Annotated in this window: 27 protein-coding genes; 18 read left to right on the top strand and 9 right to left on the bottom strand. The window is 62.1% G+C overall.

Annotated elements, in window-relative coordinates; genetic code table 11:
* The first annotated feature begins 58 nt into the window (after positions 1–58).
* Positions 59–1,396 (top strand): MFS transporter, encoded by a 1,338-nt coding sequence (locus tag HX869_RS18485; protein ID WP_102368499.1) that lies wholly within the window; start codon positions 59–61, stop codon positions 1,394–1,396.
* A 199-nt stretch (positions 1,397–1,595) separates the two neighbouring features.
* On the opposite strand, the gene HX869_RS18480 is transcribed toward HX869_RS18485, so the two are convergent.
* Entirely contained in the window at positions 1,596–3,095 is a 1,500-nt protein-coding gene (locus HX869_RS18480) for a PLP-dependent aminotransferase family protein (RefSeq protein ID WP_178903461.1), read from the bottom strand.
* A gap of 77 nt (positions 3,096–3,172) precedes the next feature.
* Here HX869_RS18480 and HX869_RS18475 point away from each other — a divergent pair, with 77 nt between their 5' ends.
* Both HX869_RS18475 and HX869_RS18470 read left to right on the top strand, forming a co-directional pair.
* A complete protein-coding gene (locus tag HX869_RS18475; RefSeq protein ID WP_178903460.1) occupies positions 3,173–4,846 on the top strand; it encodes a M24 family metallopeptidase in 1,674 nt (557 codons plus the stop codon).
* A gap of 85 nt (positions 4,847–4,931) precedes the next feature.
* Entirely contained in the window at positions 4,932–5,150 is a 219-nt protein-coding gene (locus tag HX869_RS18470; protein WP_003214516.1) for a DUF4287 domain-containing protein, read from the top strand.
* 28 nt (positions 5,151–5,178) lie between these two features.
* On the opposite strand, the gene HX869_RS18465 is transcribed toward HX869_RS18470, so the two are convergent.
* From HX869_RS18465 to HX869_RS18455, 3 genes are all read right to left on the bottom strand, one after another.
* Entirely contained in the window at positions 5,179–5,682 is a 504-nt protein-coding gene (locus tag HX869_RS18465; RefSeq protein ID WP_102368493.1) for a DUF2867 domain-containing protein, read from the bottom strand.
* Between the two features lie 20 nt (positions 5,683–5,702).
* Complete coding sequence (locus tag HX869_RS18460) at positions 5,703–6,080, bottom strand: glyoxalase/bleomycin resistance/extradiol dioxygenase family protein (protein ID WP_008438853.1); 378 nt, start codon at positions 6,078–6,080, stop codon at positions 5,703–5,705.
* 294 nt (positions 6,081–6,374) lie between these two features.
* Complete coding sequence (locus HX869_RS18455) at positions 6,375–7,607, bottom strand: MFS transporter (protein ID WP_178903459.1); 1,233 nt, start codon at positions 7,605–7,607, stop codon at positions 6,375–6,377.
* A gap of 65 nt (positions 7,608–7,672) precedes the next feature.
* On the opposite strand from HX869_RS18455, the gene HX869_RS18450 reads away from it, so the two are divergent.
* Positions 7,673–8,662, top strand: a complete 990-nt coding sequence (locus HX869_RS18450; protein ID WP_008438855.1) for an AraC family transcriptional regulator — start codon at positions 7,673–7,675, stop codon at positions 8,660–8,662.
* A 4-nt stretch (positions 8,663–8,666) separates the two neighbouring features.
* On the opposite strand, the gene HX869_RS18445 is transcribed toward HX869_RS18450, so the two are convergent.
* On the bottom strand, positions 8,667–9,530 hold the full coding sequence (locus HX869_RS18445) for a LysR family transcriptional regulator (protein WP_003214521.1): 864 nt from the start codon (positions 9,528–9,530) through the stop codon (positions 8,667–8,669).
* 107 nt (positions 9,531–9,637) lie between these two features.
* Here HX869_RS18445 and HX869_RS18440 point away from each other — a divergent pair, with 107 nt between their 5' ends.
* The 7 genes from HX869_RS18440 to HX869_RS18410 all read left to right on the top strand — a co-directional run bounded on the left by HX869_RS18440 (position 9,638) and on the right by HX869_RS18410 (position 13,816).
* The gene (locus HX869_RS18440; RefSeq protein ID WP_003214522.1) at positions 9,638–10,030 is read left to right on the top strand and encodes a tautomerase family protein; all 393 of its coding nucleotides are present in this window, start codon (positions 9,638–9,640) and stop codon (positions 10,028–10,030) included.
* Between the two features lie 275 nt (positions 10,031–10,305).
* Positions 10,306–10,755 (top strand): MarR family winged helix-turn-helix transcriptional regulator, encoded by a 450-nt coding sequence (locus tag HX869_RS18435; RefSeq protein ID WP_003214523.1) that lies wholly within the window; start codon positions 10,306–10,308, stop codon positions 10,753–10,755.
* Positions 10,756–10,783: 28 nt separating this feature from the next.
* Complete coding sequence (locus tag HX869_RS18430; protein ID WP_178903458.1) at positions 10,784–11,347, top strand: isochorismatase family protein; 564 nt, start codon at positions 10,784–10,786, stop codon at positions 11,345–11,347.
* Between the two features lie 2 nt (positions 11,348–11,349).
* Complete coding sequence (locus tag HX869_RS18425; RefSeq protein ID WP_008438861.1) at positions 11,350–11,679, top strand: hypothetical protein; 330 nt, start codon at positions 11,350–11,352, stop codon at positions 11,677–11,679.
* Between the two features lie 5 nt (positions 11,680–11,684).
* Positions 11,685–12,899, top strand: coding sequence for an MFS transporter (locus HX869_RS18420; protein ID WP_178903457.1), 1,215 nt, complete (start codon positions 11,685–11,687; stop codon positions 12,897–12,899).
* Positions 12,900–13,260: 361 nt separating this feature from the next.
* Entirely contained in the window at positions 13,261–13,632 is a 372-nt protein-coding gene (locus HX869_RS18415; protein ID WP_178903456.1) for a hypothetical protein, read from the top strand.
* A 4-nt stretch (positions 13,633–13,636) separates the two neighbouring features.
* Positions 13,637–13,816 carry a DUF1289 domain-containing protein gene (locus HX869_RS18410; protein WP_003207939.1) on the top strand — a complete coding sequence of 60 codons (180 nt, stop codon included), beginning with the start codon at positions 13,637–13,639 and terminating at the stop codon, positions 13,814–13,816.
* Positions 13,817–13,835: 19 nt separating this feature from the next.
* Here the strand turns inward: HX869_RS18410 and HX869_RS18405 are convergent, their stop codons facing one another.
* Together HX869_RS18405 and HX869_RS18400 are read right to left on the bottom strand one after the other, a co-directional pair.
* The gene (locus HX869_RS18405; RefSeq protein ID WP_008433300.1) at positions 13,836–14,699 is read right to left on the bottom strand and encodes a DNA/RNA non-specific endonuclease; all 864 of its coding nucleotides are present in this window, start codon (positions 14,697–14,699) and stop codon (positions 13,836–13,838) included.
* Between the two features lie 92 nt (positions 14,700–14,791).
* A complete protein-coding gene (locus HX869_RS18400) occupies positions 14,792–15,424 on the bottom strand; it encodes a TetR/AcrR family transcriptional regulator (protein ID WP_023659027.1) in 633 nt (210 codons plus the stop codon).
* A 71-nt stretch (positions 15,425–15,495) separates the two neighbouring features.
* Here HX869_RS18400 and HX869_RS18395 point away from each other — a divergent pair, with 71 nt between their 5' ends.
* Complete coding sequence (locus tag HX869_RS18395) at positions 15,496–16,350, top strand: aldo/keto reductase family oxidoreductase (RefSeq protein WP_008433296.1); 855 nt, start codon at positions 15,496–15,498, stop codon at positions 16,348–16,350.
* 3 nt (positions 16,351–16,353) lie between these two features.
* On the opposite strand, the gene HX869_RS18390 is transcribed toward HX869_RS18395, so the two are convergent.
* The gene (locus HX869_RS18390; protein ID WP_178903462.1) at positions 16,354–17,049 is read right to left on the bottom strand and encodes a tRNA (adenine(22)-N(1))-methyltransferase TrmK; all 696 of its coding nucleotides are present in this window, start codon (positions 17,047–17,049) and stop codon (positions 16,354–16,356) included.
* A gap of 78 nt (positions 17,050–17,127) precedes the next feature.
* Complete coding sequence (locus tag HX869_RS18385) at positions 17,128–18,036, bottom strand: bifunctional oligoribonuclease/PAP phosphatase NrnA (RefSeq protein ID WP_178903455.1); 909 nt, start codon at positions 18,034–18,036, stop codon at positions 17,128–17,130.
* Between the two features lie 101 nt (positions 18,037–18,137).
* Between HX869_RS18385 and HX869_RS18380 the strand changes: the two genes are divergently transcribed.
* The 6 genes from HX869_RS18380 to HX869_RS18355 all read left to right on the top strand — a co-directional run bounded on the left by HX869_RS18380 (position 18,138) and on the right by HX869_RS18355 (position 23,472).
* Positions 18,138–18,644 (top strand): GNAT family N-acetyltransferase, encoded by a 507-nt coding sequence (locus tag HX869_RS18380; protein ID WP_178903454.1) that lies wholly within the window; start codon positions 18,138–18,140, stop codon positions 18,642–18,644.
* Positions 18,645–18,730: 86 nt separating this feature from the next.
* Positions 18,731–19,621 carry a bestrophin family protein gene (locus HX869_RS18375; protein WP_087692921.1) on the top strand — a complete coding sequence of 297 codons (891 nt, stop codon included), beginning with the start codon at positions 18,731–18,733 and terminating at the stop codon, positions 19,619–19,621.
* Positions 19,622–19,749: 128 nt separating this feature from the next.
* On the top strand, positions 19,750–21,252 hold the full coding sequence (gene proP / locus HX869_RS18370; protein WP_003207926.1) for a glycine betaine/L-proline transporter ProP: 1,503 nt from the start codon (positions 19,750–19,752) through the stop codon (positions 21,250–21,252).
* 123 nt (positions 21,253–21,375) lie between these two features.
* On the top strand, positions 21,376–21,804 hold the full coding sequence (locus tag HX869_RS18365; protein ID WP_178903453.1) for a DUF2231 domain-containing protein: 429 nt from the start codon (positions 21,376–21,378) through the stop codon (positions 21,802–21,804).
* Complete coding sequence (locus HX869_RS18360; protein WP_102605055.1) at positions 21,801–23,093, top strand: sorbosone dehydrogenase family protein; 1,293 nt, start codon at positions 21,801–21,803, stop codon at positions 23,091–23,093. The genes HX869_RS18365 and HX869_RS18360 overlap by 4 nt, the downstream gene beginning before the upstream one ends.
* An 82-nt stretch (positions 23,094–23,175) precedes the next feature.
* Complete coding sequence (locus HX869_RS18355) at positions 23,176–23,472, top strand: DUF3144 domain-containing protein (RefSeq protein ID WP_003207921.1); 297 nt, start codon at positions 23,176–23,178, stop codon at positions 23,470–23,472.
* Positions 23,473–23,477 lie beyond the last annotated feature (5 nt).

Raw genomic sequence — 23,477 nt, 5'->3', positions numbered from 1 at the left:
GCCCAATCCCCGCCCCCGATAATCAAGTATCCCCTTACCACCGCCGAGGCCTTCCCCCATGACGAGCCCATCCACCGACCAGGTCAGCCCCCAAACCCTGCGCAGAGTGATCATCGCCGCCGGCATCGGTAACTTCGTGGAGTGGTTCGACTTCGCCGTCTACGGTTTTCTCGCCACCACCATCGCCCAGCAATTCTTCCCCAGCGGTGACGCCAGCGCGGCGTTGCTGAAGACCTTTGCGGTGTTCGCGGTGGCCTTCGCCTTCCGGCCCCTGGGCGGGATTTTCTTTGGCATGCTCGGCGACCGGATCGGGCGCAAACGCACGCTGGCCATGACGATTTTGCTGATGGCGGGCGCCACCACGCTGATCGGCCTGCTGCCCACCTATGCCGCCATCGGTGTAGCGGCACCGATTCTGTTGTCGTTGATTCGCTGCGCCCAGGGTTTTTCCGCCGGGGGCGAATACGCCGGGGCCTGTGCCTATTTGATGGAGCACGCGCCCAGTGACAAGCGCGCCTGGTATGGCAGTTTTGTGCCGGTGTCGACGTTTTCTGCGTTCGCTGCGGCGGCCGTGGTGGCGTACGCCCTGGAGGCTTCGCTGTCCGCCGAGGCGATGGGCAGCTGGGGCTGGCGCTTGCCGTTCCTGATCGCGGCACCGCTGGGGCTGGTGGGGCTTTACCTGCGCTGGAAGCTGGATGAGACGCCGGCCTTCCAGGCGGTGAAGCAGGAGCACGCGGTAGCGCACTCTCCCCTCAAGGAAACGTTGCGCAACCATGGTGCGGCGATCTGTTGCCTGGGCGCTTTTGTGTCGCTCACGGCGTTGTCGTTCTATATGTTCACCACCTACTTCGCGACGTATCTGCAGGTGGCGGGTGGCTTGAGTCGGGCGGTGGCGTTGCTGGTGTCGCTGATTGCGCTGATTTTCGCGGCGGCGATCTGCCCGCTGGCGGGGTTGTATTCGGATCGGGTGGGGCGTCGGGTCACGGTGATGACGGCGTGTGTGTTGTTGATTGTGGTGGTGTACCCGTCGTTCCTGATGGCCAGTTCCGGGTCGTTCGCGGCATCGGTGGTAGGGGTGATGTTGCTGGCGGTAGGCGCGGTGTTGTGTGGGGTGGTGACGGCGGCGTTGTTGTCGGAGACCTTTCCGACACGCACGCGGTATACGGCTTCGGCGATTACCTACAACATGGCGTACACGATCTTTGGCGGTACGGCGCCGTTGGTGGCGACGTGGTTGATCAGTACCACCGGCAGCAACCTGTCGCCGGCGTTTTATCTGATTGCGGTGGCGGTGCTGGCGTTGGCGGGCGGGTTGGCGTTGCCGGAGACGTCGCGGATCTCGCTGCATGAGGTGGGCGCGGAGGAAAAAGGCGCAGCGCCGGTGTTGTCGCGCTAGGTTCGGCTGGTGTGAACGCAATGCCCAATCCAACAAAGATCAACTGTGGGAACGGGCTTGCTCGCGAATGCGGTCTGTCAGTGAAAAATGTGCTGACTGGCCCACCGCATTCGCGAGCAAGCCCGCTCCCACATTGGTTTTTCTTTGCTTGTTAGATCTCCACTTCCGGACTGAACAGTGTGGGCGTCAGCCGGCGTAACTATTTAGCCACTTCCCCAATCGCCCGCGCCGCCTGAGCCAAGCGCTGCGTGGCGACGCGGATTTCCTCCGAATTGAGCGAGGCGAAGCCCAGGCGCAAGGCATTTTCAGGATGATCAAACGGTGAAAACAGGCGACCGCTGCGCACCACCAGGTCCAGCTCCAGCGCTTTTTCAGCCAGTCGGTCGACGTCGATTGAGTCGGCGAACCTTACCCATAACGCCAGCCCGCCTTCGGGTTCCTGCACAGAGATCTGCTCGCCAAAAGCTTCCAGCAAACAACTGAGCAGGGTCTCCCGACGCCGACGGTATTCCCTGGAAACCCGCCGCAGGTGCTTCTTCAATTCGCCATCGTTGATCAGGTCCGCGAGCATCCGCTGCATCACGGCATCGCCCTGGCCCAGGCTCACCGCCGCCGTACGTTCGAGCACTTCGATGAGGTTCGACGGTGCAACGATGTAGCTGCAACGGAAGGTGCTGCCCAGGGACTTGGACAGCGAGCCGATGTAGATCACATGACGCTGCGCGCTGTCACTGGCCAGAGGCAAATAGGGCCGTCCGGCAAAGTGATACTCGTGGTCGTAGTCTTCCTCGATGATGCAGAAGTCATGCAGCCGGGCCAGTTCCAGGAGCTGCTGGCGACGTCCGGCACGCAGGCTGACGGTGGTAGGAAACTGGTGATGGGGGGTGACGTACATCATCCGTACGTCATGCAGGCGGCACAGCTCGGCGAGTTGGTCGACCCGGCAACCTTCGTCGTCGAGGTCCACGGTGACCAGTTGCGCACCCAACTGGCGGAAAATCTCCCAGGCCGGTGGGTAACTCAGGCGTTCGACCACCACCACATCACCGGGTTTGAGCAGCGCGCTGGCGGTCAGGTACAGCGACATCTGCACGCCTTGGGTCAGGCAAATCTGCGGCGCGCCGACCGTCAAGCCGCGATTGTGGCGCAACATTTCGGCCAGGGCATTGCGCAGGTACTGGCCGCTGCCTTCGCTGCCATGGCGCACGGTGTTGGTGGTAAAGCTGTTGCGCAAGGCATTGCGGTAATAGCGGTGCAGCACGGCTTGCGGCAGCAAGCGATGGTCACAGGCACCATTGTCGAAAAACAGCGCGCCGGGCCGGTGTTGCAGGGCTGTCACCTGTTCGCCCGGGGTGAAATAGGCCGCCGCAGGCACCTCCCGCAATGCCGGGGCGAACGACTTCGGGGCGCGGGTGGCCGGCACCGCGCCTGTCGCCAGCTGCGAACTGACGAAGGTGCCGCGACGTTGAAGGCTGACCAGCCAGCCCTTGGTCACCGCCTCCTCGTAGGCAAGGATCACCGTCTTGCGGTTGACGTCCAGCAGTTGCGCCATCTCCCGCGTGCCGGGCAACAGCGCTCCGGGGCGCAGGCGGCCCTCGACAATCGCGCTCACCAGGCCCTCGACGATCTTTCTGTAGGATGCCTGCGGCTGCTCCCCATCGAGTTTGAGCAAGGGGCGCCATTTGCGAAGCTGGACCATATGAATTATCCAAAACTGGAGGTTCTCCTGGTCCTAGTCTACCGCAACAATCGAGCCTCAATTGCCCCGAGGTGTTTATGCAAAACCGCCATGTCGTTGAATTGTTGCCCTCGGGCAAATCCTTCGAAGCTGCCGATCAATTGCTGCTCGACGCCATGCTGGCCAGCGGTCTCGCCGTACCCTTTTCCTGCCGGCGCGGCGCCTGCGGATCGTGCAAGGTCAAGGTGGTGTCGGGCCAGCACCGGGAAAAGCTGCGCGCACCCGACACCCCTGCCCCTTCTTATCCGCTCGCGGCTGACGAGATGTTGCTGTGCCAGAGCCATGCCTGCAGCGACATGCGCCTGGAAATCCCCGGCTGGTCACTGGACACGCCCGCGCTGGAAGCCAGCGCACAGGTGATCAGCAAACGCGCGTTGAGCGCCGACATCGTCGAGCTGGTGTTGCTGACTGCCCAGCCACTCGAAGTCCGGGCCGGCCAGTACCTCAGGTTTCGCCTCGACGATGGCGACAGCCGCTGTTTCTCCGTGGCCAATCTGCCCGCGCAGGACCAAGGCCGGTTGGTGTTTCATATTCGCCAGGTCAGCGGTGGCCTGTTTTCCGAACGCATCCTGCCGAGCCTGCAAGTGGGCGATGCCGTGAACCTCGAAGGCCCTGTGGGCGCCTGCACCTGGCAACACGACGATGAACGCCCTGTTGTGCTGTTCGCTACCGGGACCGGTTATGCCGGTATCAAGCCCTTGTTGCTGACGGCCCTGGCCCGCCAGGCCGAGGTCACCCTGTATTGGGGTAACTCGGCACCGGCGGACTTCTACGACGTCGAGTTTCTCGAACGGGCCAGCCAGGCCCATCCACGCTTTCTCTGGCATCGGGTTTTGTCGGCAGACGCCCGCGTACAGCAGGTCGCGTTGACACAGCCCCATGACTGGGCCGATAGCCAAATCTACGCCTGCGGCAATAGCACGATGATCAACCAGGCCCGCGAAGCCTGCCTGGCGGCAGGTGCGCAGGCGCATCGTTTTGTCGCCGAAGCCTTCGTCCCCAGCGGTGCATTGACGCCAGCGGAGTCGCTCAACACGCGACACCCGGTGCTGGAAAAAGTCGGCCCGCGCTACTCGCTGGACGGCATGCTCGCCGCCCGCGAGCAAACGGTCAGGGCCCTGGCCGCCATCGCCGATCAATTGAAAGTCGGCATGACCACGGCGCAAGCCCTCGCAATGGCCAGTGAGACATTGCAGGCCATGGGCGCGTCTCACACCTGGCATCCCACCTATATTCGCTTTGGCGAAGACACCGTCCGCACACCCCGCCAAGGCATCGACCTGCTGCGCAAGCTGCGGCCCACCGATATCGCCGTGGTCGACCTTGGCCCGGTGTGGGATGGCTATGAAGGCGACTATGGCGACACCTTCGTATTCGGCGAGCACCCATTGCATGACGCTTGCACGAAGGCCCTGCATGAAGTGTTCGACGAGACCCGCGATGCCTGGCACCGCGGGCTGACCGGGCGCGAGCTGTACGACTTCGCTGAGGGTAGCGCCCTCTCCAAGGGCTGGCGCCTTGAGCGCAACCTGGCCGGACACCGCATCGCCGACTTCCCCCATGCCCTGTTCGGGCAGGACAAGCTGGCTGAAGTCGAGATCGTACCGAGCGAGATGGTCTGGGTGCTGGAGATACAGATCTGCCATCCCACACAACCGGTCGGGGCGTTCTTCGAGGATATTCTGATTGGCGAGGCCAACGGGGGCGTGTAGGGACGGGCCGTACGGTGGACCCGGTGAGTCCAGAGCGGTAACGTTATTCGGGCATTATCACCTCAGCAAAAAGGGAGTTTGCATCATGACCGACGACACAAAAACAAAAGGGCCAGCGTCGTACTTCCCCTCCATCGAAAAAAACTATGGGCAACCCATTAGCCACTGGCTGGATCTGCTCAAGGCCGCCAGTTCCAGGAAGCATATGGAGCTTGTGGCCTTGCTCAAGACTGAACACGGCATGGGCCATGGTCACGCCAATGCGTTGGTTGCGTACTTCTTGGCGGCTGAAAAAGGCAATTGATCCACCTCCCGGCGGGCGGTGAACGTGCCTACCCGCCGGGCGTTGCGGCTGTCTCTTGAAGCGTTCGTTCAAGTCGTCGTAGGTGAGCATTCACAATGAGTTTGTGCGCTGGCCCCACTGGCAGCATGTAGAGGCGCCCATAGGTGTTATGGGTGACAACCGACGAGGTGATCGTGAGTACACGGTCAGCGATTGAAAGGCAGATCATCACATCCAGGTGCCGGTCACGCTCGGTCAGCACCAGCATGTCGGGCGCGCTGCGTTCCACCAGGAAGAAGTCCAGCCGGTCGCCGACCTGCACAGCCTCTCGCAAGGTGCCGGAGAACCCACCGATGCGCTTCACACCAAACAACGAGGAAATGGCATCCCTGATTCGGAAAGCCACCTGCATCAACGGCCCCGGTTCGCCGGTCATGATGTTCCAGGCATCCAGCGCGGTGATTTCAGTAGGCAGCGGGGCTGAACGGGTGTCGTAGTAATCAAGCTCTGACGGTGCACGCAGCGTGTGAACAACATCGGTAGTCGTCAACATTATCTTCCCTGATTGCTCGGTTAGAGCGGCTGACCTACATCAATACGATTCCCGTCCGGGTCTTCGAACACAAACGCCCGCAACCCGTAATCCTGATCCTTGAGGCGCTTGATGATCCTCGCCCCATGCTGCACGCAAGCGGCGTGCAGCCTGTCGACATCGTCCACCATCAGGTGGGCAATCGTGAACGCGGCAGCTGGATGGTTGGGTTGCAAGGTCAAATGCAGCTCGCCCTGGTCGCGCTGCAGAATCATGAAGCCGATCGGGTTTCCATTTTCGAAGGCTTTCGTAAACCCCAGGACCCTGGTGTAAAAATCATGGGCCCTGCCCATGTCCTTTACGGGAAGCGTTACTGCAATTCGTCCGAAACGGACGCCATGATCAACGACTGCGCTCATCGCAGAACCCCAACGTGCAAGCACCATGACACCTGCCAGGCGGTGCTGGTGAGTGTGAAGCGCCTTGCCAAACCTGAAGGAGCAGGACGGTGCCTGCGAGGCAGAGGTTATTTTGCGCAGCTACTGAAGTAAAGAGAGATACGAGGATCGCTGCAGGTCAATGATCAGCAGGCGGTCGTTCACCTACGATTGCTCGGAGTCGGACCTGAGCCCAAAACCAGCAGGATTGATCAAGCGAACTGAAAGGGGGCGAAGCGCATGCGTTTATTTTCGCCCCCTGCCTCTAACACGGTTTCAGAGATGAAACGCCGGCCCCGCCTCTGCACCTTGTGGAGGCGCTTCAACCTTCACCTTCAGCGCAATCAACAGTGCCGCCAACAGCATCAAGATACCTGCCGCGACAAAGACCCCGCCGATACCATTGAAACTGAACATCGCGCCGCCTGCCGCCGCCCCGGCTGCAATCGCCGACTGCACTGAAGCCACCACCATGCCCCCGGCGCTTTCGGCCTGGTCAGGCACTGCCCGCGCCACCCAGTTCGACCAGGCCACCGGCACCCCGCCAAACGCCAGGCCCCAGAGCATCAACAACCACACCTGCCCGGTCACGGTTGCCGGCAACAGCGCCAGAGCGAGCGCCGCAACGCCCACCAGCGCGGGCATCAGCACCAATGTTCCACGCGGCAGACGCACCAGCAGCCAACCAGCCAGCAGCGTGCCGGCAAAGTTCGCAACGCCAAACCCCAGCAACATCAACGCCAGCCCCTCGGCACCCACGCCAGTGGTGCTTTCCAGGAATGGCCGGATATAGGTGAACAGCGCAAAGTGCCCGGTGTGCACCAGCACGCACCCCAACATGCCCACGGCAATGCCCGGGCGCAGCAGCACTTCCAGCACCGTCCTCAAGCGGGCGGTCCTGCAGGGTGCGAGCGGCGGCAGGGTGAACAGCTGGAACACCAGGGTCACGCCGCCCACTGCGGCGGCGGCGAGAAACGCGCTGCGCCAGCCGTACAGCCCACCCAAAAAGCTGCCCAGCGGCACCGCCACGACAGTGCCCACCGCGATGCCGCTGAAGATGATCGACAAGGCACGCGGCAGCAGGGCCGCCGGTACAAGCCGCATCGCCACCGCCGCCGCCATGCTCCAGAAGCCACCCAGGGCGATGCCCAGCAGGACGCGCATCAGCAGCAACACCGTGAGGCTCGACGAGACCGCCACCAGCAGGTTGGAGCAGATCATCAGTGCGCTGAAGCACAACAGCACCACGCGCCGGTCGATCCCGCGGGTCAGGCCCGGTACCAGCAACCCGGCGAACAACGCCACCACCGCCGTGACGGTCACCGCCTGCCCTGCCAAGGCTTCCGAGACGCCGAGTTCGGCCGCCATCGGCGTCAACAAACTGGCCGGCAGGTACTCCGCCGTGAGTAATCCGAACACGCCCATCGCCAACGAAAACACCGCCATCCAGGCCGGTGTCGCGGGCGCTGCATCTGCACCGGTTACGGCGTCACACACACAACTGCTCATCACTGGTCACCCTCCAAAAGTTATCGCGACCGCCAGTCTAGGTACGCAGGGCAGGATGATCTATGATGCAAAATCTTGAATCCTTTACCGAAACCCCGAAAATGATGCCTCCAGAACCGTTCGACGTGTCCTCTGACCTCATCAACGAGCTGTTGCGCGGCATGCGCCTGCGGGGCGTCGAGTACCGCCGTATCCAGGCCGGGCCGGCGTTTGGCCTGGGCTTTGCGGCCAAACCCGGGCATGCGTACTTCCACCTTGTCGCCGCCGGCGGCGTCACCCTGCGTACCGAGGACGGCACGCAGTACGAACTGACGCCGGGCAACGCCGTGTTCATCTCCCACGGGGGCGCCCATCAGTTGCTCTCCAGCCCGGAGGTGCCGGTGCAGGACATCGACAGCTTCAACGCCGCAGCCCTCGGCGATGCGGTGTGTGCCGTGGATGCCCGCGCCGATGCAGGCGTGGCTCAAAGCACCCTGCTCTTCAGCGGCTGCATGGAGTTTGAACTGGGGAGTTTGCACGGCCTTGGCCGCCTGATGCCGGACCTGATGCTGATCGACGCCAAGGGCCAACGTTATCCGGGGCTGATGCCGATCCTGGCGGCCATGGAGCGTGAAGTCAGCAGCGCCCGCATCGGCTTCGCCGGCATTCTGGCGCGCCTGGCGGACGTGGTGGCGGCCATGGTTGTTCGGGGCTGGGTCGAATGTGCCTGCGGGAATGCGTCCGGCCTGGTGGCCGCGCTACGCGACCCGCGCCTGGCCAAGGCCCTGCTGGCGTTGCATCAACAGCCTGGGCGCGACTGGACGGTGGAAGAGCTGGCGGCGCAGTGTCATACCTCGCGCTCGGTGTTCGCCCAACACTTTCAAACCACGATCGGCACGCCACCGTTGCGCTACGCCACCGAACTGCGGATGCGCCTGGCCAGCCAGTGGCTGACGCTGGAGCGGCTGCCCATTGAAACCGTGGCGCAACGCCTTGGCTATAACTCCCAGGCCGCGTTCAGCCGGGCATTCAAGCGCGTCACCGGGCAGCCGCCGGGGGCCAGCCGGCGATCTTGAGCCGCTAGGAAAAGTGCGTGATCAACATTTCTCGCACTGCACTGACCAGCGAAGCCTCGCCCGGACGCGGCGGTAACAGGCTGAACTCGACATCGGGCAACGCCGGAAGCGTTTGAATCGTCCGGCATGCCTCGGCCCCGGCAGGCACGGCCGAGCTGTTCAGGCACGCCACGCCCAGCCCCGCCAGCAGTGCCGATTGCAGGCCCGCCACCCCGGACGCGGAATGCGCAATGACATACGGCACCCCGCGCGCATCCAGCAGGTCGATGGTGAACCGCTGCAAGCTGCAATCCTGGGGAAGTACCACCAACGGCAGCGGCGCCGCGAGTTGGTGCTGTGCGTCGAACCCACTGAGTGCCACCCACCGCAGGGCCTCTCGTCGTACGGGAATGCCTTCGGGAAGGCTGCGACCATCGAGGATGCGCATCGACAGGCCAATGTCGAATTCGCCGCTGTTGGCGCCCTTTTCGATTTGCAGGCTCTTGCGCACCGAAACATGCAACCGAAGCTGCGGATATCGCGTGCGCAAACCCTTCAACATGCCCGCGATGGCGCTCGGCAAAAAATAGTCGGTGATGGCCAGGCGCAGTTCGCCGCTCAAGGTCACGCCGCGCATGTCCTCAAGCACGCAGTCACTCAGCGCGAGCAATTCACGCGCATGTGCCAGCAGGCGCTCTCCGGCAGGTGTGGGGCTCACGCCTTTTTTGCCCCGCTCCAGCAGCGTCACGCCGGTGAAGGTTTCCAGCTTGCGAAGTTGCTCACTGAGCGCGGACTGGGAACGGCACAGCTTGGGCGCGGCCGCCGAAAGGCTGCCGGATTCCAGGATGGTGACGAAGGAGCGCAGTTGCTCAAGGTCAAAGGGGCGCATGTCTAACCTGCGTTTTTTCCGATAGATATCATTATATCTTCCCGTTTTTCAGATCCGAATAATTTTCTTAATCTGGCACCTCACCCTACCCTTACGAGGAATTCGCCATGCCAGGCATCACCCTGAAAATATCCGGAGAACGCAATCCCGAACTGGTCCGCCAGCTCGTCCCGCAGCTCACTGCACTGACCTGTGAAGTGCTCGAGAAACGCCCGGAGCAGACCTTGCTGATTCTCGATTTTGTACCGCATGACCAGTGGTTCATTCATAACCGCTCGCTGGCCGAACATGGGCGCAACGCATTCCGCCTGGAAGTCACCGTGACCGATGAGACCAACACCAAGGCGCAAAAGGCGCGTTTTCATCGTGAGGCCTACACGCTGTTGGCGGAGTTGATCGGCAACCTGCACCCGCACTCCAATGTGCACATCATCGACTGCCGGGCCAGTGCCTACGGCTATGAAGGGGTGACTCAGGAGTACCGCTATCAACACACTTGATAGGCCGGGAAAAAGCCGCGCATGCATGTCGATCAGGTCAATGCGCGGCTCATCAAGTCCGTGAACAGTTGCAGAACCCGTTCATCATCCACGCCCAACAATCGGTCACCCACATAGCATTCGGTCTTGCACCATCCCGGTCCATGAACGACAGCACGCCCAGCCGCGACACCAGGTAACGCCCCGGCAAAAGGACCGTCGACGCGGGCTTTTATGACAAAAATTTCATACAGCTAAACTGTACAGTTTTTCTGCACGCATGCTAACGTCCGGGCATGAACAAACCTTCCATCACCTCCGAAACCCAATCCGCCGCCCTGGCTGCCGAGCTGCGCATCTCCCTGGGCAAGCTGATACGCCGGCTGCGGGAACAAACCCATCCGAACGATTTCACTTCCGCCCAGAAGTCGGTGCTGCTGCGCCTGGACCGAGACGGGCCCAGCACCGTCTCGGCCCTGGCCCGGGCGGAGAGCGTGCGGCCGCAGTCCATGCGCATCACCGTGGCCGGGCTGGAAACGATGAAAGCGATCAGGGGCAAACCCGACCCCAGCGATGGGCGCCAAACCCTGATCGAGCTGACTCCCGGCTTTCGTAAGCACCTGATCGCCAGCCGGGCGGCCAAGGACGATTGGCTGCTGCGGGCGCTGCAGGAGCAACTGTCTGCCGAAGAACAAGCTGAACTCGCGGCAGCGGTAAAGCTGCTGGAGCGCCTCGCCGACTTTTGAGCCACTTCTATCCGTTCGAGGACCTCCCATGGCCGTCACCTTGCTGGATCCCAACACCGCGCTGATCATCGTGGACTTGCAGAAAGGCATCGCCGAATACCCGTTCATCCACCCCATCGGCGGCGTGGTGGAACGCTCCCGTGCACTGCTCGACGCGTTCCGCGAGCGCGGCATGCCGGTGGTGCTGGTCAACGTCACAGGCTTCGCCCCCGGGCGCACCGAGCGGCCACGGCGCAGCGATGTATTTCCACCGGGATGGGCCGACCTGCTGCCCGAACTCGATCAGCAACCCGGCGACATTGGGGTGACCAAACGCACCTGGGGTGCCTTCGCCAGCACTGATCTTGAGGCGCAACTCAAAGCACTCGGCGTGACTCAAGTAGTGATCACCGGCGTTGCTACCGGAACCGGCGTGGAGTCCACCGCGCGCCAGGCCTACGAGGCCGGCTTCAACGTGACCCTGGCCGTCGATGCCATGACCGACGCGAACGCCGAGGCCCATCACTACAGCCTGAACCAGATATTCCCGAAGCTGGGGGAAACCGGCACGGCGCAAGACATCATCGGCTTGCTTGAAACAAGGGGTGCGTGACGATGCAATGGCATGAGCTGGTGTCTTATTTCTTCGGCGGCGTATTGCTCGCCAACGCGCTGCCCCATTGCCTCAGTGGCTTGATGGGCCAGTCCTTCCAGACGCCGTTTGCCAAGCCGCGCGGCCAGGGACGGTCTTCCTCGACGCTGAATGTGCTCTGGGGTTTTCTCAACCTGGTGATCGGCTACGTGCTGGTCTGCCGGGTCGGGGACTTCGACCTCAAAAACACCGCTGATGTGCTCGCCCTCGGGCTCGGGGCCTTGGCCCTGAGTGTTTTCCTGGCGCAGCATTTCGGGCGCTTCAACGGTGGTCATTCCTCAGGGCCGGTGTGAGTTCGATGGGCGTTTTCCGCTCGCTGCGCAGCGTCAACTACCGCATTTGGGCCGCCGGCGCCCTGGTGTCGAATATCGGCACCTGGATGCAACGCACGGCCCAGGACTGGCTGGTGCTGACCCAGCTCACGCCGCATAACGCGTCGGCCGTCGGCATCGTCATGGCGTTGCAGTTCGGGCCGCAATTGCTGTTGCTGCCCTGGACCGGCTTCGCCGCCGATCACTACGACAAGCGCAAGCTGCTGATGGTCACCCAGGGCGTGATGGGCGTGCTGGCGCTGATGCTGGGGGTGTTTACCCTGACCGGCATCGTGCAGCTGTGGCACGTGTATGTGTTCGCGTTTTTGTCCGGCTGCGCCTCGGCCTTCGATGCACCGGTGCGGCAGATATTCGTGGCGGAGCTGGTGGGCGAAGCGGACCTGTCCAATGCCATCGCGCTCAATTCCACCTCGTTCAACATGGCGCGCATGATTGGCCCGGCGGTGGCCGGCGTGACCATCGCATCGGTGGGCACCGGCTGGGCGTTCCTGCTCAATGGCGCGAGTTTTTTCGCGGTGCTGGCCTCGCTGTTTCTGCTGCGGGTTTCCGGCCTGCACACCAGCCTGCGGGCGCTGCGCACCAAGGGCAGCCTGACTGAAGGCCTGCGCTATGTGTGGGCGCGGCCGGACCTGATGGCGATCCTGATCATGCTGTTCTTGATCGGCACCTTCGGCATGAATTTTCCGATCTTCATCTCGACCATGGCCGTCACCGTGTTCCACGCCGATGCCCGCGGCTATGGCCTGCTGACGTCGACCCTGGCCATCGGCACCGTTGCCGGGGCGCTGCTCGCAGCCGGTCGCGAGCGGCCACACTTCAAGGCGTTGTTGATCGGCGCGCTGGTGTTCGGGGTGGGCTGCACGCTGGCGGCGATTGCCCCGAACTATTGGTTGTTCGCCGGGGCGCTGGTGATCATCGGCGTGGGCGCCCTGACCTTCAGCAACACCACCAACAGCCTGATGCAACTCACCACCGAACCTTCCATGCGCGGCCGGGTAATCGCCCTGCGGGTGGGCGTGGCCCTGGGCGGCACACCGATTGGCGCACCGATTGTGGGCTGGGTGGCCGACCATCTTGGCCCGCGCTGGGCGTTGGCGGTCGGCGCGGCCTCGGGCATCCTGGCTGCCGGCGTGGCGGTGTACACCATGACGCGCAAGCTGGATCGGCCTAAAAATATCTGATGGGCAACACAGCTCCCACAGTTGATCTTCGCAGGCTTGCACAGTTGATCGTTCCCACGCTCTGCGTGGGAATACATCCTGTGACGCTCCGCGTCACCATTGCGCAGGACTTGAACCTTGCATCGTCAGCTGGACGCAGAGCGTCCGAGGCGGCATTCCCACGCAGAGCGTAGGAACGATCATCTCGATCCGACAAAATCCTGCGTAGGAGCTGTCGAGCTTCAGCGAGGCTGCGAAGGGGCCCTGTCAGGCAATAAAGATGTCGCCTGCCAGTCCGCCATCGCAGCCTCGCTAAAGCTCGACAGCTCCTACAGTGGATCTCTCGCGTATCATCACCCTCCTCGCTCCTCAAGGACTCCCCATGTCTTCAAGCAAACGCGACAGCGCACGCATCGAACGTCGCCTGGTCGCGACCCTGACCGAAGCCTGTGAGATCGCGAAAGCCGAAATTACCGGCTTCGACTGGCTGACCCACGAAGTCGACTACCAGGCCTTTGCCCAAAGCCTGCTGGTCATCTGGGTATTCTATACCAGGGCGAACCGGGAACTGGCCCTTTCTACCGGACTGGACCTGCGCATGCGCGAGCTGACGGCCACCGCGCTGGAGGATGCCGGGGTGGATCGCCCTTCTTCGCACCGCTACGTGCGCTTCGACTCCGAGGAAGAATGCCACCTGCAGCATGGCGGCAATTGGCGCCTGCGCCTGCTCAAACTGTATGCGGTAAAGGGGTAAAGCCTTGGCTAAAGATATCGAGAACCCGTGCGTCTCAACCTGCCAGCTCAGTGGTGAGCTGTGCGTGAGTTGTGGACGCACCAAGGACGATATTCGCAAATGGAAAAAGATGAAGCGGCCAGAGAAGATGGCCGCTGTGCAGCGCGCAACGTTGCGCTTGAAGACGTTGAAAAAGGGCAAGTGACGCACCCGGTTTCAGGCCGTCAAGTACGCCCGACTGACCCCGTCACCGGCAAATTCCCGAGCAACTTGAGCCCGGTAGTCTTCACAAACGTCGCGTAGTCCATCGGCTTCTCGATACGGGTTTCAGCGTTGGGCAGTACATACGCCCAGGCGCGCTTGGACGACACGTCGTAAACCAGCTTGAACAGGCGGGTCGGCACCCAGACCTTGTTGTCGCCAATGGTGCTGTAGCCCGGGTCAAACAACGGCCCGGTGAACACGAACACATTGCCGTCGGCGCGCTTGGCAAACTTGCGCACGTCCGCCTCGACCTTGCTCCAGATCTTGCGGTTGTTGGTCGGGTCTTGCGGGACCATGTTCGACAGCGCAAAGGACTGGGCCATGGCGTTGGTGCTCGGCGCATCCGCCGCCGGGGATTGATGGCCACGGTCCACGGCCGGGTGTTGGCCACGGTAGTCGCTCAACTCGGCGCGCGCGCCTTTGGGAATACGCGGGTCGGGGTAGAACTGGTTGGTGCGTTCTTCGCCTTTGGCATCCTTCAACTGGCCGGCATTCAGGCGTTCGACCACCACCAGCGGGGTCTTGCTGGTTTGCGAGTACAGCACCGCGAAATTATCGGAACACAGCGCCAGGGGTTTCATGGTGGCCGGCACGGTGGCCGTGTTGATCGGTTGTGCGGCCGGGAACAGGTCGGCGCAACTGTCGAACGATGGCTTTTTCTGTTGGCTTGAATACAGATCCAGGGCCGCGCCCTGGCTGATGGAGCCCGAGCGGGAGGTATGGGATTGAGGTGGTGTGATGAGGTCCAGCAGGCCACGGGCTTGCGCCCCGGTGGAGAGCAAAACAAGGGCCGACAGCCCAACTGCAATTTTGCGTAGGTGCATGGGTTAAATCTTCAAAGTTCGATTGCGGGGCTTATGGACCCATGGATGTGACTTTAGTGCGAAGCAGCGCTGCAAAATACCCTGAACACGGTTTACGTAAGTGACTGATAGGTTTGAAGATAAGCTCGCAGCATGCGGGTCACCTGCTGTTCCAGGCCGGCTTCAAAGGCCGCAGATGCATTGCCTTCAAGCAACGCCCGAACCGGTCCCACCACCGCGCTGAGCGAGATGGCGGCGGTAAGGGATGGGTCTTCAAAACGGGCATCCGACGCCGTCGCCAACATCGCTGCAATCGCGGCCACCACCCGCTTGTTGATCCGCGCCACAAGCTCCGCACCGCCCCGCTCACCTGCGATGGCATACAGGGCTTTGGACGCCGTCGGGTCCATCAGCTTCACGGCGAGAAAAGCCGTGACAAACCCCGATGCCATTTCCGCCACCGTGGTGCCCTGGTGTTGATCGCACGCCTGCTCGACGGTCTCGGCCACCTGCACCAGATGCTTCTCCAATACCGCAGCAAGCAGTGCATCGCGGTTCGGATAGTACTGATAGAGACTGCCCACCGACATGCCCGCCCGCTCGGCCACGCGGGTCGTGGTGCAGCGGACCAGGCCCTGAGCGGTCAAAACCTGAAGGGTTGCCGTGTGCAGCGCTTCCACCGTCGCCGCCGACCGGGCCTGGACCGCTGATTTTCTTGGCTTTAACGACGCTTTGAGAGGGCTCATGGAATGCGAATTCTAAACCTGAAGGATCCTTCATATTATAGGCTTCCTCCCGTCAAGCAAGAGCTCCGACCATGACCACCAGCACATTCAATCTCGGCGATCGCACCGTCAACCGCATCGGCTACGGCGCCATGCAACTGGCCGGCCCAGGCGTGTTTGGCCCGCCCAAGGACCGTGATGCAGCGCTGGCCGTACTGCGCGAGGCCGTCGCTTGCGGCGTGAACCATATCGACACCAGCGACTTCTACGGGCCGCATGTCACCAATCAGATTATTCGTGAGGCACTGCACCCGTATAAAGACGATCTTACGATCGTCACCAAGGTAGGCGCCCGCCGTGGCGACGATGGCGCCTGGTTCAACGCTTCGTCGAAGGCCGAGCTGACCCAGGCCGTGCACGACAACCTGCGCAACCTGGGCCTGGATGTGCTGGACGTGGTGAATGTGCGGGCCATGCACGGCGTGATGGGCACTGCCGAAGGCTCGATCGAAGAACCCCTGAGTGCCATTGCCGAGCTGCAACAACAGGGCCTGATACGCCATATCGGCATCAGCAACGTTACCCCGACGCAGGTCGCCGAGGCGCGAAAAATCGTGCGCTTCGTGTGCGTCCAGAACCTGTACAACATCGCCCACCAACACGATAACGCGATGCTCGACGAATTGGCCCGGGACGGCATTGCCTATGTGCCATTCTTCCCGCTGGGCGGGTTCTCGCCAGTGCAGTCAGCGGTGTTGTCGAACGTCGCACAGCGCCTCGGCGTCACCCCGATGCAACTGGCCCTGGCATGGCTGCTGCGCCGTTCCCCGAATATCCTGCTGATCCCGGGAACGTCCTCGGTCACCCATCTACGGGAAAACATCGCGGTGGGCGAGCTGGATCTTTCGGACGAGGTACTCGCAGAGCTGAACACCCTCGCAGGCTGACCCTCACGCCAGCAGTTCTGCGATCCACCGCGCCTGCTGGGCGACCTCTTGCACCTTGTCCTCGGGCACCGCTTGCCGCGCCTGGGCGAAGTCGCTCAGGGTCTGCTGTTTGTGGCGCAGGATGCGCTGCCACTTGAGCAGGAATTCCGGGCTGCGGGTCTGCATTTGCAGCGGGCCGAAGTACAGTTCTTCGGCGGTGTAGGTCACAGGCCCGGCGTGCTCGGCAACGATGATTTCGTAGAAGAATCGGTTCTCCCGCAGCAGCTCTTCGCACACGATGCGGTAGCCGTTCTCCATCAACCATTGGCGCAACGGTTGCTCGCCGCCGTTGGGCTGCAGCACCAGGCGCTCCCGGCCGTTGAGGCGCGCCTTGTCGCTGTCGAGGATGTCGCGGATGGTCTCGCCGCCCATGCCGCAGATGCTGATCGCGGTGATCCCGTCTCCCGGCTCGATCGCCGCCAGGCCACTGGCCAGGCGTACGGTGATGTGTTGCTCCAGCTCGTTCTCGCGCACCGTGCGCTCGGCTGCGCGAAACGGCGTCAGGGCCACCTCGCCCGCCACCGCCGCCACGATGGCGCCGCGGCGCATCAATGCCACCGGCAGGTAGCCGTGGTCGGAGCCGATATCCGCCAGGCGCGCCCCGGCGGGGACGTGCGTCGCCACGCGCTCAAGGCGCATGGACAATGTGTGTTCGTTCAACTGCCGTTCCTTTTCGGTAATACCCTGGCCATTGTATTGCGGGTTCATCAAAGAGGAACGTCACTTTGGTGAGCGCCGTCAATCAGTGGCCGCCAGCCTCACCAGTTCCTTGCGCAACAGCGAACGATCCAGCACCGCCATCCCAGCCTGCCAGTCGATGGAAAGCAACTGGCTCAGTTTTTCCTGGCTGACCTTGGGCTCAGCCAGGAAATAACTTCTGCACTCGCGGATACTGATGAGATTCACCAGCCAGTCCTCCCCCTGCGCCGCCAGCCAATCAGCGATGGTCGAGCGATGCTTTCGGATCAGCGCACCGGCATCCCACACCGTCATCTGCGCAAAAACCTGCGGCAGGTTGCTGTCGGCTTTCAGCCACTTCAGGTCACCCGCCAACGCGCCTGCAAGGTCTGACTCGATAGTGGCCTGGCACTCGGAGAAATACCGCTCAGGCCAGTCTGCCGCGAGTTTCGCCAGCAGCGCGAGGGTTTCATAAGCCCGAACATCCTCCGCGGATGTCAACTGCCCGGTAAAATTCAGGGTATTGTCCAGGATTGCCGTGGCCAGCAGCGCGGCACTGTGCTCACTGATCAGCGGCAACAAACCGGCCGCTTCCCAACGCAGGAAAACCTGCGTCGCTGCTGCACCGATCAAACGGATGTCTGCGGCACTTCCCAGCCTCTGCGCCCAATAGGTTTCAAACCCCGGGTGATGGTCAATCACCTCCACCACCTGATCGAGCACGACCACCGGGTCGAAGTGGTGGAAGTCCGAGATATCCACCATCACAAACTCATCGCCGGGCCCGGGTCGGTAGTCATCCAGTGACGATCGCCAGCCGAGCACGGTCCTGGAGATGCTGGCATTCAGTGGAGCACTGCTGACGGCACGCGCCTCGATTCCCTGACGATTCAACAACTCGGCATACGCAATGCAGCAGGCGTATGCATCGATGTCCAGATACGCCGAGCCGGAGGTGACTACCCTCATCGGAAAAACTCCATGATTTCATATTTTTGGCAGGCAAATTTCACACGCCTTTATGACGAAAACATGACTAAATGGACAGAACAACCTTGGAGATTCGAGCAATGACGTCATTTCGCGTTCGCGAGCTGAGCAGTACGGACACTGAAGCATTGCTGGCCTTCGAAGCCCGTAACCGTGACTGGTTCGAGTCGCATATCGAGGCGCGCGACCCATCGTTTTACTCGGTGCAGGGCGTCGCCGAGCATATTGACGGTTATCTATCAGGCCTGGCCACCGGCACATGGCACCCGTTCGTGATCGAAGACGCCAACGGCGAAATCGTCGGTCGCGCCAACCTGAAAAGCATCGACTCGCCAAAGGGCTCTGCCGAAGTCGGCTACCGCGTGGGTGAGCGCTCGTGCGGGCAAGGGCTGGCAACCCTGGCGCTGAACCATCTGATCCACAAGGCACAGGCGCGCTGGGCACTCAAGCAATTGGTGGCGTACGTGTACCCGGAGAATGTGGGCTCACAAAAAGTCCTGACCCGCTGCGGTTTCGTGCCCGACCAGCCCGCACCGGACGGCAAGCCCCAGGGCGAAAACCGCTTTGTCCTGACATTCCAGGCCTGAAGAGCCGACCCGCCGGCGAACCTTTACCCGGTAAACACCGTCCGAGCTAGGGCATTGATGCTTACCGCTCGCCGCGAGGTTTCCGTTTGAAAGCTGCCATCATCAAAAAATACCGCCTGATCATCAAGACCATGGGCTATGTAGGCTGGGCGCTGTTCTGGCTGCTGCTCTGGGATATCGCCGTCACCGTGGACTTCATGCTGTTCCTCAACAGCAAGATCAACCTGCCGCTGATGCCGCTCACCCTGCTCGGCTCGGCGCTGGTGGTGCTGATCAGTTTCCGCAACAGCAGCGCCTACAACCGCTGGTGGGAGGCACGCACGTTGTGGGGGGCGATGGTCAACAATTCCCGCAGCTTCGCCCGGCAAGTGCTGACGCTGCTGGATGACCCGGACAATGAGGTCAACCCGATAAAGGCGACCTTGCTGCGCCGTCACGTGGCGTATGTTAACTGCCTGGCGGCGCACTTGCGGGGCCAGCCTTGCCCGGAAGAAATCCGCGCCTTCCTGCCGGCCGACGAGTTCGCCCGCAGCACCAGTACCAATAACTTTTCCAACGACATCATCAACGGCTCCGCAGCCCTGCTGGCCCAGGAATACAAGGCCGGGCGCCTGGACAGCATTCGCCTGGCGCGGCTGGAGTCGACCCTGGTGGATTTGTCCAACAGCCAGGGCGGCATGGAGCGCATCGCCAATACGCCGCTGCCCTACCCTTACGTGTATTTCCCACGGCTGTTCATCTCGCTGTTCTGCCTGATCGTGCCGGTGGGCCTGGTGGAATCCCTGGGCTGGTTCACCCCGCTGGCGTCCACGGTGGTGGGCTTCATGCTGCTGGCCATCGAACGCATCGGCACCGATTTGCAAAGCCCGTTCCGCGACAGCGAGCACCAGATCCAGATGGAAGCCCTTTGCGAAACCATCGAGAAAAACCTGCAGTCGATGCAGCGTGATTCCCTGGGGGGCGAGCGGATCAGTTAATCCTTGCCGGGCCGTTAACAAAAAAATCCAGCCAGTGGTGAATTATTCAGTGTCCGCATGTATCTGACCCATTAAGCGCATGCCACCAAAACAGTGGCATCGAAATGGACCTGCGGCTGAGTATTCCCATGAAATCACGCAAGAAAACCGTCAATCCGATTGGATTGGATGACATCACCATCGTCGACGACGCCAAGATGCGCAAGGCGATCACCGCCGCTGCGCTGGGCAATGCCATGGAGTGGTTCGACTTCGGGGTGTATGGCTTTGTCGCCTATGTGCTGGGCAAGGTGTTCTTCCCCGAAGCGTCTCCCAGCGTACAAATGATCGCGGCCCTGGCGACCTTCTCGGTGCCGTTCCTGATTCGCCCGCTGGGCGGCCTGTTCTTTGGCCGGCTGGGGGACAAATACGGCCGGCAAAAGGTCCTGGCGGCGACCATCGTGATCATGTCCCTGAGCACCTTCGCCATCGGGCTGATCCCCTCCTATGACTCGATCGGCATCTGGGCGCCGATCCTGTTGCTGCTGGCCAAGATGGCCCAGGGCTTCTCGGTGGGCGGTGAGTACACCGGTGCCTCGATCTTCGTCGCCGAATACGCCCCGGACCGCAAGCGCGGCTTCCTCGGCAGTTGGCTGGACTTCGGCTCCATCGCCGGCTTCGTGCTCGGCGCGGGTGTGGTGGTGCTGATTTCGGCGGTAATCGGCGAAGACGCCTTCCAGTCCTGGGGCTGGCGCCTGCCGTTCTTCCTCGCCCTGCCGCTGGGCATGATCGGGCTCTACTTGCGTCATGCCCTGGAAGAAACACCGGCCTTTCAACAGCACGTGGAGCAACTCGAACAAGGTGACCGCGAAGGCCTGGCGGGCGGCCCGAAAGTCTCGTTCAAGGAAGTCGCCACCAAGCACTGGCGCAGCCTGATGACCTGTGTCGGCGTGGTGGTGGTGACCAACGTCACGTACTACATGCTGCTCACCTACATGCCGAGCTACCTGTCGCACAACCTGCACTACAGCGAAAACCACGGCGTGTTGATCATCATCGCGATCATGGTCGGCATGTTGTTCGTGCAGCCGATGATTGGCTTTGTCAGCGACAAGATCGGGCGCAAACCCTTCATTCTGTTCGGCAGCATCGCGCTGTTCTTCCTCGCCATTCCGGCGTTCATGCTGATCAACAGCGGCAAGCTCGGGCTGATTTTCTCGGGGCTGCTGATCATTGCGGTGGTGCTCAACTTCTTTATCGGCGTGATGGCGTCCACCCTGCCGGCGATGTTCCCTACCCACATCCGCTACAGCGCGCTGGCCAGCGCCTTCAACATCTCGATCCTGATTGCTGGCCTCACGCCAACCGCCATGGCCTGGCTGGTGGAGACCACCAACAACCTGTACATGCCGGCCTATTACCTGATGGTATTCGCCGTACTGGGGCTTTTCACCGCCCTGACCATGAAGGAAACCGCCAACAAACCCCTGCGCGGCGCGGCACCGGCGGCGTCGGATATCGAGGAAGCCAAGGAGCTGCTGCAGGAGCACGAAGACAATATCGAGCAGAAGATCGAAGATATCGACGCGCAAATCGCCGAGCTGGAAGCCAAGCGCGAAAACCTGGTGCAGCAACATCCACGTATCAACTGACGCAACATATTTGGAAACGAATAGCGGGTGAACTAACGCGCAAGCAGCACGCTCCTTCCTTAAGCGCAGTCAGCGCGGCCCTGATGAGCCTCATCAGGGCCGCTCAACGATAAGGAGCCGCCCGTGACCGACACCACCACCCTCACCTACCGCTGCACGCCTGGCCCGCTTCATGCGACCTTGCTGGCCGGTACCGTCCCGCTGTTTCTCGGCGCCCTGCTGAGCGACATTGCCTACTACCAGACCTACCAGATCCAATGGAGCAACTTCGCCGCCTGGCTGATCGCCGGCGCTCTGCTGTTCTGCGGGCTGGCGGGGTTGTTTGCACTGGTCAACCTGCTGCGTGCCGACCGCAAGGCCGGGCGCCCCACGGTGTACTTCCTGCTGTTGCTGGTGACCTGGGCGCTGGGCCTGGTAAATGCCTTTGAACATGCGAAGGATGCCTGGGCCGTGATGCCTTCGGGCCTGGTGCTGTCTGCCGTCGTGACCCTGCTGGCCTGCGTGACCACGTGGGTCGGGCTGACCAACCTGCGCTCGGGAGATGCCCAATGAAGCCTTCCAGCACGCTGACCGTTTTAAGCATGGCGATGTTGTTGAGCGCCTGCGGTGGCGAAGCCGACAGCACTCAGGCTCGCGGCCCCGACCCCAAGCTGCCGGAACCCCAGCGCGGCCTGTTGCCCAGCATGAAGATCGCCGAACCGGTGGCCTGGGCCGAGCAGAAACCTACGGTGCCCGAGGGTTTCAGCATCACGGCCATCGCCACCGACCTGCGGATCCCGCGCCAGACCCTGGTGCTGCCCAACGGCGACATTCTCGTCGCCGAAGGCCGGGGCGGCAGCGCAGCGAAACTCAAGCCCAAGGATGTGATCGCCAGCGTGATCAAGGCCGAGGGCAACACCAAGGTCAAGGGCGGCAATCGCCTGACCCTGCTGCGCGATGCCGACGGTGACGGCACCTACGAGTTGAAAACCGTATTCGCCGAAAACCTCAACGCGCCCTACGGCCTGGCCTTTGCCGACGGCAAGCTGTACGTGGCGAACCAGGATGCGCTGGTGCGCTTCGACTACGAAGACGGCCAGACCAAGGCCGGTGGCCCGCCCACCACCGTCACCGAGCTGCCCGCCGCGATCAATCACCACTGGACCAAATCCCTGGCGATCAGCCCCGACGGCCGCTCGCTGTATGTGGGCATCGGGTCCAACAGCAACATCACCGAACGCGGCATGGAGGTCGAGATCGACCGGGCGATGGTCTGGCAGATCGACGCCGCCACCGGTGCCCACAAGCCTTATGCAACCGGCTTGCGCAACCCGACGGCATTGACCATTCAACCGGGCTCCGGGCAGGTGTGGGCGGTGGTCAACGAGCGGGATGAACTGGGGCCGGACCTGGTGCCGGATTACCTGACCTCGGTGCGCGAAGGCGAGTTCTACGGCTGGCCCTACAGCTATTGGGGCCAGAACGTCGACACCCGCGCCCAACCGCAGAACCCGGCCAAGGTCGCCGCCGCGATCAAGCCGGATTACAGCCTGGGTTCCCACGTTGCCGCGCTGGGCGTCGATTTTTCCATCCCGGCCATGGGCGAGAAATATGCCGACGGCGTCTTCGTCGGCGAGCACGGCAGCTGGAACCGGGACAATCCGGTGGGCTACAAGGTGATCTTCGTGCCGTTCAGCAATGGCCGGCCTGCCGGTGAGCCGCTGGACTTCGCCACGGGTTTCCGCGGGGACGATGGCAAGACTCGCGGGCGGCCGGTGGGGGTCACTGTTGATCCGAAGGGTGCGCTGATCATTGCCGATGACCTGGCCAACACGGTGTGGAGGGTGACGCGCAATAAATAAAGCCTGAAGCGGCCGATGTGGTTGCCTTCCTGTGGAGCGCGGCGGTACCTTCGCCGCACTCACGAACAGGAAGGTAACCGCAATGCCAGACACCACCGACAACGGCTTCTATGATCGCGCGGACGCGCACATCGAGCTGTCCAACGAGCAGTTCAGGGCGTTCGCCGACCTGGGCAAAGTCAGCGCCTCGATGATGTTCGGCACCACACGCTTCAATGCCTGGGTCAGCGCACGCAGCTTTAAATCCGGCGAAGAAATGGCCCAGGCCCGTGAGGCGATGCTGAAGTATTTCTGTGATCAGTACCGGATGATGCTTGAAGATAATCTTGATGATCACATCAACAATTTCAGCAAGTACATGCTCGTTAAGGGCAGTTGAACCCG

The organism is Pseudomonas sp. P7779 (assembly GCF_013386315.1).
In the GTDB taxonomy this organism is placed as follows: domain Bacteria; phylum Pseudomonadota; class Gammaproteobacteria; order Pseudomonadales; family Pseudomonadaceae; genus Aquipseudomonas.
This window is presented reverse-complemented; position numbering and strand designations above follow the sequence as displayed.